Raw genomic sequence first — 13,706 nt, 5'->3', positions numbered from 1 at the left:
AGTTTACTCTCTCTATCCTACATCATTTCATAAGATTGTGGCAATTTATGAACGTCATTACTGCTAAATTGTTTGCTTTTTTTTACTCGTTGCTAGAAAATGAAGGGATAGGCACATTACATACGAACTAGGAGGAGTACTATGCTTACTTTTGAAGATTATGAGTATACTCGCCCGGACATCGAAAAACTAAAAATAGAGTTTCAGAATGCACTTGACCAGTTTAAGCAGTCAAATTCATTCGAAGAGCAGGCTAAAATTATTGAGCATATAAACATGTTGACGAGTGATTATAGTACAGCGGAAAACATTATGTATATCCGTTCTTCCATTGATACGAATGATACCTTCTATCAAGATGAACGGGATTATTTTGATGAGATCGGACCTCAATTCCAGGCTTTGCAAAGCAATTATTACCAAGCTGTCATCACTACACCTTTCCGAGCACAATTGGAAGACAGATGGGGACCACAGCTATTTAAGCTTGCGGAGAACGCCGTCCAATCTTATTCAGATGAAGTCTTGCCACTTTTACAGCAAGAAAATAAACTAATTTCCGAGTACGCACATCTCGTCGCTTCAGCACAAATCGAGTTCCAAGGCGAAATGCTGACTTTGGCACAACTTGGACCATTTAAAGAGTCACTCGAACGTTCCGTTAGAAAAGATGCTATGAATGCCACTGCCGATTTTTTCGCCTCACATGAAGATGATTTCGATAGGATTTTTGATCGTCTCGTGGCAGTACGTCATGAAATCGCTACAACACTCGGATTTAAAAGCTTTACAGAACTGGGATACATACGTATGGACCGGATCGGCTATGATGCACATATGATGGAAAACTTCCGTAATCAGATTCGAACACATGTAGTGCCTTTAGCTGAGAAGATTCGAGGTATGCAAAGTCGAAGAATAGGCATCTCGCAAATGAAGTTTTATGATGAACCATTGCATTACGCAGAGGGAAACCCTCAACCAAAAGGTTCCCCTGAATGGATTTTGGAAAATGGACAAAAAATGTATCAGGAGTTATCGCGTGAAACCGGACGCTTTTTTGATTATATGAAACGTAAAAACTTATTGGATTTGGTAGCGAAAAAAGGCAAGGAAGCTGGAGGCTATTGTACATTTATAGATAATTACGATTCACCGTTTATTTTCTCAAATTTCAATGGAACCTCAAGTGATATTGATGTTTTGACGCATGAAGCAGGCCATGCGTTCCAAGTATATTCTAGTCGTTCAATTGGAATCCCTGAATATATTTGGCCAACGACTGAAGCAGCAGAAATCCATTCTATGAGCATGGAGTTCTTCACTTGGTTCTGGATGGATCGATTTTTTGGTAGCGATGCAGAACGTTATCGCTATGCACACTTACTTGAGAGTGTATTGTTTTTACCTTATGGAGTGGCGGTGGACGAGTTTCAGCAACGCATCTATGATCAGCCTGATATGTCTCCAAGTGAACGTAAAGCAGTATGGAAAGAACTTGAGAACATCTATTTACCTAATCGGGATTATGATGGACATCCCTATTTGGAACAAGGCGGTTTTTGGCAGAGACAAGGTCATATCTATGAAGTGCCATTTTATTATATTGATTATGCCTTGGCGCAAATCTGTGCTCTCCAATTTTGGCAACGCTCATTAAATGACTTTGACGATGCATGGACAGATTATTTGGCCCTGTGTCAATTGGGCGGAAGTAAATCATTCCTGGAGCTCGTTGCAACGGCCCACTTGAGATCGCCATTCGAAGATGGGACTGTAGAGTCGATCATGGATTTCATCAGTGAATGGCTGGTTAACCATAAGATCCTTTGATTATATAAAATACAAAAAGGATGTTGCAGAATGTCATGTTGACGACTTTCTGCAACATCCTTTTTATGATTCAACCGAAAGATATATAGATTATTGGACTTTGCCCTTTTTCTTTGAGTCATACAAGTCTAAATTGACTTTTTAATAAAGCGTATGAATCGTATCTTTATTTCCCGCTATTGCGATCCCAATACTTATAGATAAATGAATGTGGTCTTTTACGGAATCAAAGCTCGTTTTTCACTTTTCTTTATTTCCTTTTTGATTTTAAAAAAGCAAAAAGCCTTAATGGCCCTTTGCTTAATATCTTTCTACTATAAAGAGCAATCACATTAACCCTTTAGCATTGCCAGCCGAATCGACATCCATATTGAGTGCTGCCGGCTTTTTTGGTAAACCAGGCATAGTCATGATGTCACCTGTTAAACAAACTAAGAAGCCTGCCCCAAGTTTTGGTAAAATATTGCGGATTGTGATCGAAAAGTCTGTTGGACGTCCTAACTTTTTTGGATCATCGGAAAACGAGTACTGAGTCTTTGCCATACAGACTGGCAAGAGATCCCAGCCATTCTTTTTAATTTCAGCTAAGTCTTTCTTAGCCTGATCGGTAAATAAAACGCCTGTGCCACCATATACTTTTTGAACAATCGCTGTGAGTTTTTCTTCTACTGATTGCTCTATTTCATAAATTGGAGCGAAATTATTTGGCTCTTCCAGCACTTGTAAGACTTCTTTCGCCAATGCTTCTCCACCTGCTCCACCGTCTTGCCATACATCAGTTAAAGCGACTTTTACATTATTATCCTGACACCACTTCTGGACTTTCTGCAATTCACTATCAGAGTCCCCCACAAAACGATTGAGCGCGACCACAGGTTGCACTCCGAACGATAGAATCGTTTCAATATGCTTTTCCAAATTGACTAAACCTTTTTCTACAGCTTGAGTATTCTCGACTTTTAACTCCTGCTTTGCTACTCCACCATGCATTTTGAGCGCGCGAATTGTAGTCACAAGAACGACTGCATCCGGCTGGAATTTACCGATGCGCGCTTTAATATCCATAAACTTTTCTGCGCCTAAATCTGATCCAAACCCTGCTTCTGTTACGACATAGTCAGCCAGATTACGCGCTGTATTCGTTGCAATCAACGAGTTACAACCATGGGCAATATTTGCAAACGGTCCACCGTGAATGAAAGCTGGTGTGCCTTCAATCGTTTGGACAAGGTTTGGTTTGAATGCATCTTTAAGCAGAAGCGTCAACGCACCCTCTACGCCTAAATCACGCACGGTTACAGCTTCTTTTTCATACGTATAGCCAATCACAATATCGGACAAGCGCTCTTTCAAGTCTTGCAAACTAGTCGCCAGACAGAATACGGCCATGATTTCGGATGCTACTGTAATATCAAAACTTTCTTCGCGTGGCACGCCTTGTGATGGACCACCCAGACCAATCGTCACATGACGAAGCGCACGGTCATTCATATCCATGACGCGTTTCCATGTAATACGGCGCGGATCGATGTTCAACACATTACCTTGATGCAAATGGTTATCGATCATAGCACTCAACGCATTATTCACCGTTGTAATGGCATGAAGGTCTCCAGTAAAGTGCAGATTGATGTCTTCCATAGGCAGTACTTGGGAGAAGCCGCCGCCCGTTGCTCCACCTTTGACACCCATAACCGGTCCTAATGAAGGTTCACGTAATGCAACCATTGTTTTCTTACCTAAACGAGACAGTGCATCACCGAGACCAACTGTCACTGTCGATTTCCCTTCTCCTGCCGGTGTTGGACTAGTAGCAGTTACGAGTACGACTTTCGCTTGTGAAGTTTGTTTTGGAATGAGATCTACATTGATTTTCGCTTTGTATTTACCATATAGCTCTAACGCATCCAATGGAATTCCTGCTTTGTCTGCGATGTTTTCAATTGGTTGCATAGTTGCTTTTGAAGCGATTTCCAAATCTGTCAGTGTCTTTATTTCTTTCGTCACTACTTCCACTGCCTTTCTATACCGGTTATATTGTTATTTCGAAATGGCTAAAATGATTTTACCGAATTGTACACTGTCATCCAGCTTGGTAAATGCCTCAGCTGCTTTTTCAAGAGGAATCACTGAATCAATTACAGGATGGATTTGATGTTCTTCAACGAATGCTAACATATCCCGTAGTTCTTCACGACTTCCCATCGTAGTGCCTAGTAACGAATACTGACCATAAAAGAATTCACGTAAGTTCAGTTCGACGGTATCTTCTGTCGTTGCACCAAACACTACGATCCGTCCACCTTTTTTAAGAATTTCAAGAGAACGATTGAATGTTGCTCTTCCCACACTCTCAATTACAAGATCTACACGTTCATCTTTTAGTTCTGTTGGCCAATCGCTATTCGTATCAATCGCTATATCCGCACCAATTTTCAATGCGTAATTTCTTTTTTCTTCACTTCTTGAGGACACGATGACACGCGCTCCCATTTTCTTCGCAAATTGAATCATATAGGTCGCGACTCCACTTCCAGCTCCAGGAATAAAGACGGTTTGGCCTTCTTCTATACGGCCCCTAGTCACTAGTGCTCGATAACCTGTAAGCCCGGATAGAGCGATAACTGCGGATTCATTCCATGTAAGATGTGATGGCTTTTTCTCTAGCTGATCTGAGGATATGCAAATCTTCTCTGCAAACGTGCCATGATCCGGCATACCGAGAATATCAAATTCAGCTGGTGGCGCATCGCTTTCTTCGAACCATCGAAGTGATGGATTGATAATTACTTCGTCTCCAACATGCCAACCGGTTACACCTTCTCCAATTGATTCGATCGTGCCGGCGCCGTCTGAGCCTAATACTAAAGGTTCTTTAGCGTCCCCACGTCGTTTGGGTATAGCGGTGTCACGCCGATTGAGTCCTGCTGTTTTCAATGCGACAATGACTTCACCGTTTCCAGCTGAGGGATCGGCGATATCTGTATAGTGCAACTCACCATTTTCATGAACGAATGCTTTCAATCAACTCATCCTCCTTGGGTTTATCTACGATTCCATCATAACGCATTTCATTCTATTTTCCTACATTTCATTCTATTTGATTATTTGTTATTTTGGAATATAGGGAGTGGCCGACAGGGTGTTGGGTAGGGATTTCCGTTCCGAGCGGATGCTTTCCTGCGGGCATGGCTTGAGCTCCTCGCTTCGCTGTGAGGTCTCAAGACTCATGCTATTCCCGCGGGAGTTCCCTGTCTGCACTTCAATCCCTGCACAGTAAGTGATCTACATCTACTTACGTAGGATTGAATCGGAAGCTGGGGCGGCTCAGGATGAATCAAGCCCGTCAGGTGAGACAATCAGAAGAAGATTTCGACTTGGTTAGCTCACCGCACGGCCCACACGCGTCCCGAGATGGAGCTTCAATCCCTTCGTACTCTCTACTAACCCATTCGGCTAATCCTATTTAACTTTCACATTCTACTAATAAAAAACGATGCCCCTCGAAGTGTAATAACTTTAAGGGGCATCGTTTTATAGGGTGCGTCTTTTATATTTAGCGAGTTCGAGTAGTTCTAGTACATCTTTTTTAGGTAGACGGATGGCTAATTCCATCAGCTCTTTTTCAGCCGATCGACGTCCTTTTCCGCTGCGGTACTTCTCTTTATTCACTGCGTCGATTTCTGCATATAGCTCATCAATTTCTGTTGGCCATTTACCAGAGGATTCGACATTCATCGTTTCACGAAGACGATCATAGAGTGATTCTACTGTATTACCTGTCGCTTTGAAATACGGAGTAAATGTTACCTCACCCATAATCAACTCATCGGTAGAAACAGAAAAACGCTCTGAAATTTTAGCGATCCAAGCAGCGGACGGTGCGTTCTTACCACGCTCCCAATCTTTAATTCGGCTAGCTGATGTGCCGATTGCCGCGCCAAATGCCATCATCGATAGTCCTCGACGTTCTCTCAGTGCCTTTAAACGCAATCCAAAATCATCCTTACTCCATTCGTTCAACGAAATACCCCCTGTATGACCTGTATTGTATTAATATTATTATCAAAACAGTCTTTTTGTCAATTTATTTATTTATGAAATTTCTATTATGGTAAAAATTACGATGAAGTCAATGATACCGCTTAGTATCCACTTTTTTGACGTGTATAGTTCTCTTCATTTTTATTAATATATGCTTGAATAATCTGTTCTTCCGTAAATCCAAGTGTATTCGCCAGTGCTCCGTAATTCATCCAAATATTTTTATAATCTTCAAATGTTAATGAGTCCAAGAATGCATAAATAGATTGTCCTGTTTGAATAAACTGTTGTGTCAGATTTTGATCTTTTGCACCACTTGCTGGCCAGTCTTCCAATCCGTCAAAACCTTTTTCGATTCCTAAAGATAATAAGAAATGTATAGAATCCACATACTCTTCTAAAATGACCTCATCTGCTGAAGGTCCTTTTGTGCTCCAGAATTTAAAACAACGTGTTTCGTTCGCCAACTCGGAAAGTTCGACTACTAATGCCAAACCTCTTTCGGCAAATGTCTCATTCGTTTGATGATTTTTTTGTATATATGTATCGAGTGCTCTTTGCATTTCAAATAGTTGATGTAATTTCATTTGTATTCCCTCCACCATTTTGCTATTAAATGAAACCTTTTACCAGACTCAGCCGTATAGTACTGTACTATATCGTTTGCAGGAGCTGATTTCATGGTTGTATTGATCCGCATCTTCATTATAGCACTTGTTATATATTTATTTTATGCCGGGATTCGCTATTTGACAGATGCTAAGCGAAAGCTGGATGAAGCGTATGAAAAGGAACAGTATTATTTTTATGATGACGTTAAGAATATCCGTAAAAACTTTTTTATTACGTATAAAGGTGCGATGTTTGAAGGTGAGAAATATCTAGGCACCACGACTAATTCCTTTGATGTTGTTTCCATTTTCATTTGGGTGAAAAATGAAGCAAAGCTGCAAGGTATGACGAAAGAGGATTTTCATTTCCTTGAATCCGAAGTACGAACGAATTATCCTCATGCCGAGATCAATTGGAAGAATCCAATTGAACAATTAATGAAATCCTGATTAGACGGAAATAGCTCAGAAAAGCTATTTCCGTTTTTTATATCAAAATGTAACGGTAGTTGGTAATTTCACACCATATATAGCAAGTAGCAACACGATATCGATCATCATCAGAAGTAGAAATCCAATACGGAAATGGGTCTTTCTTGTTTTGTGATGAAAGAATTGCATGCCAACGTACGCCCCCACTCCGCCACCAAGCAAAGCCAGTAACCATAGGTTTCGTTCTGGCACACGTTGTCTTTTCTTTTTAGCTTGTCTTTTATCGTATCCCATTGCCCCAAATGCCCAGAGTGACAGGATGACCATATAAATCAATAGAGTTTGTGCCATTTCAGCCATTCCTCCATACGAAAAAATCCACCTTCATTTCCATATAAGAATGAAAACGAAAGTGGATTTTGGTTCATCTTATTTTGCTACAGATTTTTTTGCTGTTTCTGCAAGTTGTGCAAATGCTGGTGCATCTGTCACTGCAAGTTCTGCAAGCATCTTACGGTTAACATCGATGCCAGCTACTTTCAAGCCGTGCATTAATGTGCTGTATGAAATACCATTCACACGAGCAGCCGCGTTGATACGTGTAATCCATAGTCTACGGAAATCACGTTTTTTGTTACGACGGTCACGGTAAGCATAGTTATAAGATTTCATTACCTGTTGGTTTGCTACCTTATAAAGTCTATGTTTTGAACCAAAATAACCTTTTGCTAATTTCAATACTTTTTTATGACGCTTGCGCGTTACTGTTCCACCTTTTACGCGTGGCATAGTGCATTACCTCCTGCTTATCCTTTAAGTGTGTGTTCGGTCTTACTTCATGTTTGTTAGCATTTCACGAATACGCTTGTAATCGCCTGAAGAAACTAGTGAAGACTTACGTAAGTGACGCTTAGCCTTCGTAGATTTGTTAGCAAATAGGTGACTTGTGTAAGCACGGCCACGTTTTAATTTACCAGTTCCAGTTCTTTTGAAACGTTTCGCGGAACCGCGGTGAGTTTTCATTTTTGGCATGTTCTGTTCCTCCTAAATTGTTCGTGTTACTTTTTCTCGGCAAGTGGGGCAAGTATTAAGAACATGCTCCGACCTTCCATTTTCGGTTTAACTTCAACAGTTGCTACTTCTTTGCAAGATTCTGCAAAGCGATCAAGTACTCGTTGGCCAATTTCTTTGTGCGTAATCGCACGGCCGCGGAAACGAATCGAAGCTTTGACCTTATCCCCATTTTCAAGGAACTTGACTCCGTTACGAAGTTTCGTTTGGAAATCATGCTCATCAATTGTAGGGCTAAGTCGAACTTCTTTTACGTTGATGACCTTTTGATTCTTACGTACTTCACGCTCTTTCTTTTGCTGTTCGAACTTGAACTTTCCATGGTCCATAACACGAGCTACTGGGGGCTTCGCTTGTGGAGCAACAAGAACTAAGTCCAGGTTTGCTTGAGCAGCAATATCTAAAGCTTCATTACGTGTTTTGATACCGAGTTGTTCGCCGTTGTGATCAATTAATCGCAACTCACGTGCTCTGATACCATCATTTACGTACATGTCTTTGCTAATAGTAATCCACCTCCGAATATTGTCTCGTGAATACATGTTTTGGTATATCGGATATTCCGATTTCAAAGTCCCATAGGTCTATTCATTTTACAAAATAAAAAAAGTAGACAAATATGATTTGTCTACCCGCGTAAGTATACTATGCTAGTACGCATAGATATAAACTTATTGTGCTAACCTGGCAACAACTTCATTGCGTCGATCAGGTGAGAAGCGGGTAGCCTCTTCTTATACCACAAACTGTATTCAGTTAACCTTATTAATAATAACATCTTTAGTATCAAGTGTCAATAACTCTGCAGATCTCATTGTCGGATGCGCAGGTTACGTTTGAATTAATTCAACTTTTTAAGTATAGCTTATTATACATTGGATTGCAACTACTATTTTCAAAACTTTAGAAAAGCTGAATGAAAAATAGCTTTAAACCCACTTAAGCGCTTGCGAATGGCTTCCGCAATGAAACCAGCCAGGAAGAACTCCTGGCCGCCTCATCGCTACGCCTACCGCTTGTAAGACGCCTTTGTTTAGCAAGTCGAAAGTGTCCACCTGAAAGATAGGTCAACGGTACCTATCTATTTGGATCAGTCCTTCCTCACGTCTTCTTTGATCAATTCAAGGAACGCGTCGAATGACATACTTTCAGATTTTTGTTCACCGTATTTACGAACATTGACTTCGCCAGCTTCCACTTCACGATCTCCTAGTACAAGCATATACGGAACCTTTTGTACTTGTGCTTCACGGATCTTGTAACCGATCTTCTCGTCACGGCTGTCCACATCTACTCGGAACCCTGCCAATGTCAGTTTCTCTTTAACGTCTTGTGCATAGTCAAGGTGAACGTCAGGTGATACCGGGATGAGCTCTACTTGAATTGGCGCTAACCACGTAGGGAAAGCTCCTTTGTACTCTTCAATTAAGAAGGCAACAAAGCGTTCCATTGTAGAGACGACACCTCTGTGAATTACGACTGGGCGATGTTGTTTGCCGTCTTCGCCGATATACGTAAGGTCGAAGCGCTCAGGTAATAAGAAGTCCAATTGTGCTGTGGAAAGTGTTTCTTCCATGCCAATTGCCGTTTTTACTTGTACATCGAGCTTCGGACCGTAGAATGCTGCTTCGCCTTCTTCTTCAGTATACGGAAGCTCCATCTCATCCATTGCTTCTTTCAACATAGATTGTGCACGTTCCCACATTTCATCGTCATCAAAATATTTTGTTGTATCTTCAGGATCGCGATACGATAGACGGAATGAATAATCTTTGATATTGAAGTCTTTATATACTTCAATGATTAACATGACTACGCGTTTAAACTCTTCTTTAATCTGGTCAGGGCGCACGAAGATATGCGCATCGTTCAATGTCATTCCGCGAACACGCTGAAGACCTGAAAGTGCTCCGGACATTTCATAACGGTGCATTGTGCCGAGTTCTGCCAAACGAAGTGGTAAGTTACGGTACGAATGAATACCATTTTTATAAATCATCATGTGATGAGGACAGTTCATTGGACGTAAAACGAGATCTTCGTTATCCATGCTCATAATTGGGAACATGCTATCTTGGTAGTGATCCAAGTGACCTGAAGTTTTGTAGAGATCCAAACTTCCAAGTACCGGAGTATACACGTGCTGATAGCCTAGTCTTTCTTCTTTATCTACAATATAACGTTCTACTACGCGGCGAATTGTAGCACCTTTTGGCAACCATAATGGTAGACCTTGTCCAACTTTTTGTGAATTCGTAAAGAGATTCAATTCTTTACCGATTTTACGGTGATCACGCTCTTTCGCTTCTTCGAGCATACGCAAGTGGTCTTTCAGCTCGTCTTTTTTGAAGAAAGCTGTTCCGTAGATCCGCTGAAGCATTTTGTTATCAGAGTTCCCTCTCCAATAAGCTCCTGCAATACTTAATAATTTAAATTCTTTTAGTTTACCTGTGGACGGGACGTGAATGCCACGGCATAGATCAAAGAATTCGCCTTGTTCATAAATGGATACTTGTTGATCTTCAGGAATTGCTTCAAGAAGTTCCAACTTGTATTCATCATCAATTTCTTTGAAACGCTTTTCTGCCTCCGCACGAGATACATCGTGACGAATGATCGGCAAGTTTTCACCGATGATGCGTTTCATTTCTTTTTCTAATTCAGGTAAGTCTTCAGCTGTGATCGGTGTAGGTGAATCGATATCATAATAGAAACCATTTTCGATAGTAGGACCTATACCTAGTTTCGCATCCGGGAATTTGCGTTTAACGGCTTGTGCCAAAAGGTGAGCCGTACTATGGCGCAGAATTTCCAATGCTTCATCTGATGTTGGAGTAATAATACTAATATCTCCATCTGTATGGATTGGGGATTTCAAATCAATTAGCTGATCTCCAATTTTTCCTGCCAGTGCGCTTTTACGCAATCCAGGACTAATGGAGCCTGCAATTTCTTCTGTTGTGACGCCGTCCTCAAATTCTTTTACTGCACCATCTGGAAATGTTAAGTGAATATTTTCTGGCATGTGTATGACTCCCTTTCTTTTTTGAACGCAAAAAAGCCCCATCCCTAAAGGGACGAGGCTTGAGCTCGTGGTTCCACCCTTCTTCCTTCCATTCGCAAATATGCGAAAAGACCGAAGCTTTCGATCGGCTAACGGGCCGCTACCGTCATCAGCTACTTACTTTCACTGATGCTGCTTGGAGGTGGTAAATTTATCTTCTGCCTACAAGGGTTTCAGCCATGCCCCTGTTCTCTGGAAAGGTGAAAAACAAATTATTGTCCTCTTCGATGCATTTTAACATTTTATGAATGTTGAACTGTGTAATAGTATAGAAAAGTCTGAGCGTAATTGCAAGTGTAAATAATTAATTCTTTCAACAAAGCCATTTTATAAAGAAGAATTAATCCCGCCAGTTCTCCCCACCAAGTTTGAATGGTTGGCTGACCATGCGGATTCTCTCCATAATTCGTGCCGCTTTAATAGGCTCTTTTTCCCCACGCTGACTCGTTGTAAGGTGATGTTCTAATTCATTGTAGTTAAAATTGGAGGTGAAGAATACAGGTAGCTTTTCCGCCATACGGTACTGCAAAATCGTGCCAAGCACTTCATCCCGAGTCCAAGTCGACATCGTTTCTGCTCCTATATCATCTAGCATCAAGACAGGAGCCCGCTTCACAAACTCCACCTTTTCGTCCAATGTTTGGTTTTGGATCGATTGCTTCATCTCACGTAGAAACTCCGGCACATACACTACTACAGTTTGGATACGTCTAGTTGCCAATTCATTCGCTAACGCACCTAAAATGAATGATTTTCCAATGCCGAAGTTACCAAATAAATAGAAGCCTCTTTCCGGAACCTTACCAGTAGACTCGATTTGATTTATGAAATCTTTAGCTGCTCGCATCACGATCACGCGACTATCTTCTGACAAGAAGTTCACGTCAGATAGACGTGCTTCCATTACTTCTTTAGGCATGTACATGCTGTTGACCATTTTCGAAATGTTTCTACGTTCATCTTCCAACTGCTTAGTAGGACAGACTATATAATCCACATCAATAAGGCGCTGTGCTATGACTAATTTCGGCTCAAAGCCTTTCATGACGTTAATACACCCATCGAGATTTGGACAGCGCTCACAAGCGTGGGAAGCCGTTGTGAATTCATATAATTTACCTAGACTGCGGTTGACCACATCTGTATTGACTTCATCGGAATGCTCGCTAATAAATTGTTGAACAGCCGGATCTTCCATAACTTCTGTACGAAGCTCGTCGTATTTTTGGGCTAATGAAGGAGCATTCACTACCCGTTTCATCGCATCCCCTATTCGTTCCATATTATTTCACCTCTGGTTCTGAAATCCCCAATTCTTTCAATAACTTCTGGCGTTCTTCCTCTACATTGAAATGATTAGGTTTACTGGATTTCTCATTCTTTTTATCGCGCTTAGAAAACCATTCTGGAACTTTTTCTTCCCTTGTTGGCTTTCGATTTCTAGGCGTCGACTGCTTCCCTTCTTTGAGCCATTTCATATATTGATCATGTTCTTCTCTTGATAACTTCAAAGCCGTTTTAGCATCATTCACTTGTTTATTCGCCCAATGTGAAGCAATGCGTTCCACAAAGCTACTCGTGATTTTGCCATCATTACGTAGCATTACATATTGCAGCAAGACATTGACGACACCTACCGGGAATTTATGCAAATTGATTAATCGTTCAGCAAGCTGAATGTCTACAAGGAATGGTTCTTTCTTGCTCACTTTACGCAACATCTCTTTTGGCGGAGTATGTTCGAGATAAAACAGTAATTCTTCGTCTCGACTCATATTCTCTTTCGGCACTTCGTCGACTATCGGTTGTGTAAACACCGACTGTAATTTAGGCGGTTGCTTAGACGTATTCAGCTTATAAAATTCCGCAGCTGCCTTGCGAACTTTTTCTTCCGTCAACTGATGATTTTCATCCATTGCAATCATCACGACTTTTTGCATATCGAGCGGACTGAGTGAATACAAGAAAGCCAGCATCGCAATCATTTCCTGAGAAATAGTGCGCAAAGAAGCTTTAGGGATCATTTGTTCTGAAAGACCGTTATAAAATAAATCAAAATTGAAATTTGCTACATAAAACGGTATGCCAGGAGGTTCACTCTTTCCTTGGAAATGCATTCCTGCAGTCAATTCCATCGCTTGATCGCCTCTCGCTGGTTTATAAACATCTAAAAATGTTCGGGATATATCTTGATACTCCTCTTTCGCAATAGGCTCCTCTAAAAATCGGCCGCGTAACTGACGATACGGCTGCTCTCCAATTTTACTGAATAAAAAGGTAGATAGGAGCGGATCATTGAAAAAAGAAGGTGCATCGAGTGGCGGTAATAGTTCGTAAAGAAAAGATCGTTTATCTATTTCTTGCTTTTTCTTATACGTACGCAACAATCCAATAGCTTCCAATGAAATCCTCGCTTCAAAAATGACTTGAAGTGGAAACGAAGACATATTCATTAAATAGTAGTGGGTATGTTCTTGCGGTTCTCTGCTTTCCGCATCCGTCCAAAGGGTCATAAACAAACTGACCGCTTCAGGACCGATAAGTGGCTGATAAAATAACGTCAGCATTTGTCGGTCATACGCAGAGAAAGGATGTGCTAATTTCACTTCGAAGGAATCGACAGGCTGCAACTCTGTATAAAGCATTTTAAC

The 13,706-nt window shown here is 41.1% G+C and carries 13 protein-coding genes and 1 other annotated feature; of the genes, 2 read left to right on the top strand and 11 right to left on the bottom strand.

Features of this window, described 5'->3' with window-relative positions:
* Positions 1 to 141 precede the first annotated feature (141 nt).
* Complete coding sequence (locus CSV74_RS03990) at positions 142 to 1,833, top strand: M3 family oligoendopeptidase (protein ID WP_099690659.1); 1,692 nt, start codon at positions 142 to 144, stop codon at positions 1,831 to 1,833.
* Between the two features lie 327 nt (positions 1,834 to 2,160).
* On the opposite strand, the gene CSV74_RS03985 is transcribed toward CSV74_RS03990, so the two are convergent.
* The 4 genes from CSV74_RS03985 to CSV74_RS03970 all read right to left on the bottom strand — a co-directional run bounded on the left by CSV74_RS03985 (position 2,161) and on the right by CSV74_RS03970 (position 6,464).
* Positions 2,161 to 3,840, bottom strand: coding sequence for a formate--tetrahydrofolate ligase (locus CSV74_RS03985; protein ID WP_099690658.1), 1,680 nt, complete (start codon positions 3,838 to 3,840; stop codon positions 2,161 to 2,163).
* Between the two features lie 33 nt (positions 3,841 to 3,873).
* Entirely contained in the window at positions 3,874 to 4,857 is a 984-nt protein-coding gene (locus tag CSV74_RS03980; RefSeq protein ID WP_099690657.1) for a zinc-binding dehydrogenase, read from the bottom strand.
* A gap of 510 nt (positions 4,858 to 5,367) precedes the next feature.
* Positions 5,368 to 5,856, bottom strand: coding sequence for a helix-turn-helix domain-containing protein (locus CSV74_RS03975; RefSeq protein ID WP_051210452.1), 489 nt, complete (start codon positions 5,854 to 5,856; stop codon positions 5,368 to 5,370).
* 122 nt (positions 5,857 to 5,978) lie between these two features.
* Positions 5,979 to 6,464: a dUTP diphosphatase gene (locus tag CSV74_RS03970; RefSeq protein WP_099690656.1), complete on the bottom strand. Its 486-nt coding sequence runs from the start codon at positions 6,462 to 6,464 to the stop codon at positions 5,979 to 5,981.
* Between the two features lie 93 nt (positions 6,465 to 6,557).
* Here CSV74_RS03970 and CSV74_RS03965 point away from each other — a divergent pair, with 93 nt between their 5' ends.
* A complete protein-coding gene (locus CSV74_RS03965) occupies positions 6,558 to 6,938 on the top strand; it encodes a sigma-w pathway protein ysdB (RefSeq protein ID WP_099690655.1) in 381 nt (126 codons plus the stop codon).
* A gap of 42 nt (positions 6,939 to 6,980) precedes the next feature.
* Here CSV74_RS03965 and CSV74_RS03960 read toward each other — a convergent pair whose 3' ends face one another.
* The 7 genes from CSV74_RS03960 to CSV74_RS03930 form a co-directional block, all read right to left on the bottom strand.
* Positions 6,981 to 7,280, bottom strand: coding sequence for a DUF1294 domain-containing protein (locus CSV74_RS03960; protein ID WP_369823683.1), 300 nt, complete (start codon positions 7,278 to 7,280; stop codon positions 6,981 to 6,983).
* Between the two features lie 69 nt (positions 7,281 to 7,349).
* On the bottom strand, positions 7,350 to 7,709 hold the full coding sequence (gene rplT, locus CSV74_RS03955) for a 50S ribosomal protein L20 (protein ID WP_029052910.1): 360 nt from the start codon (positions 7,707 to 7,709) through the stop codon (positions 7,350 to 7,352).
* 42 nt (positions 7,710 to 7,751) lie between these two features.
* The gene (rpmI, locus tag CSV74_RS03950; RefSeq protein ID WP_029052909.1) at positions 7,752 to 7,952 is read right to left on the bottom strand and encodes a 50S ribosomal protein L35; all 201 of its coding nucleotides are present in this window, start codon (positions 7,950 to 7,952) and stop codon (positions 7,752 to 7,754) included.
* Positions 7,953 to 7,978: 26 nt separating this feature from the next.
* The gene (gene infC / locus CSV74_RS03945) at positions 7,979 to 8,485 is read right to left on the bottom strand and encodes a translation initiation factor IF-3 (protein ID WP_029052908.1); all 507 of its coding nucleotides are present in this window, start codon (positions 8,483 to 8,485) and stop codon (positions 7,979 to 7,981) included.
* Positions 8,486 to 9,081: 596 nt separating this feature from the next.
* Positions 9,082 to 11,016: a threonine--tRNA ligase gene (gene thrS / locus CSV74_RS03940; RefSeq protein WP_099690653.1), complete on the bottom strand. Its 1,935-nt coding sequence runs from the start codon at positions 11,014 to 11,016 to the stop codon at positions 9,082 to 9,084.
* A gap of 45 nt (positions 11,017 to 11,061) precedes the next feature.
* Positions 11,062 to 11,292: a binding site (T-box leader), on the bottom strand.
* Between the two features lie 103 nt (positions 11,293 to 11,395).
* Positions 11,396 to 12,337, bottom strand: a complete 942-nt coding sequence (dnaI, locus tag CSV74_RS03935; RefSeq protein ID WP_029052906.1) for a primosomal protein DnaI — start codon at positions 12,335 to 12,337, stop codon at positions 11,396 to 11,398.
* A 1-nt stretch (position 12,338) separates the two neighbouring features.
* Positions 12,339 to 13,700 carry a replication initiation and membrane attachment family protein gene (locus CSV74_RS03930; protein ID WP_099690652.1) on the bottom strand — a complete coding sequence of 454 codons (1,362 nt, stop codon included), beginning with the start codon at positions 13,698 to 13,700 and terminating at the stop codon, positions 12,339 to 12,341.
* Positions 13,701 to 13,706: the final 6 nt, after the last annotated feature.

Source organism: Sporosarcina sp. P19, assembly GCF_002743165.1.
Taxonomy (GTDB): domain Bacteria; phylum Bacillota; class Bacilli; order Bacillales_A; family Planococcaceae; genus Sporosarcina; species Sporosarcina ureae.
The sequence above is the reverse complement of the archived record's forward strand: the minus strand, read 5'-3'. Positions and strand labels throughout refer to the sequence as shown.

What these genes read in the sequence shown, in the direction of transcription:
- CSV74_RS03990 (WP_099690659.1), top strand. Translation starts at nt 142, where the DNA reads ATGCTTACTTTTGAAGATTATGAGTATACTCGCCCGGACATCGAAAAA.
- CSV74_RS03970 (WP_099690656.1), bottom strand. Translation starts at nt 6,464, where the DNA reads ATGAAATTACATCAACTATTTGAAATGCAAAGAGCACTCGATACATAT.
- CSV74_RS03965 (WP_099690655.1), top strand. Translation starts at nt 6,558, where the DNA reads ATGGTTGTATTGATCCGCATCTTCATTATAGCACTTGTTATATATTTA.
- CSV74_RS03960 (WP_369823683.1), bottom strand. Translation starts at nt 7,280, where the DNA reads ATGGCTGAAATGGCACAAACTCTATTGATTTATATGGTCATCCTGTCA.
- rplT (WP_029052910.1), bottom strand. Translation starts at nt 7,709, where the DNA reads ATGCCACGCGTAAAAGGTGGAACAGTAACGCGCAAGCGTCATAAAAAA.
- rpmI (WP_029052909.1), bottom strand. Translation starts at nt 7,952, where the DNA reads ATGCCAAAAATGAAAACTCACCGCGGTTCCGCGAAACGTTTCAAAAGA.
- infC (WP_029052908.1), bottom strand. Translation starts at nt 8,485, where the DNA reads ATGTACGTAAATGATGGTATCAGAGCACGTGAGTTGCGATTAATTGAT.
- thrS (WP_099690653.1), bottom strand. Translation starts at nt 11,016, where the DNA reads ATGCCAGAAAATATTCACTTAACATTTCCAGATGGTGCAGTAAAAGAA.
- dnaI (WP_029052906.1), bottom strand. Translation starts at nt 12,337, where the DNA reads ATGGAACGAATAGGGGATGCGATGAAACGGGTAGTGAATGCTCCTTCA.
- CSV74_RS03930 (WP_099690652.1), bottom strand. Translation starts at nt 13,700, where the DNA reads ATGCTTTATACAGAGTTGCAGCCTGTCGATTCCTTCGAAGTGAAATTA.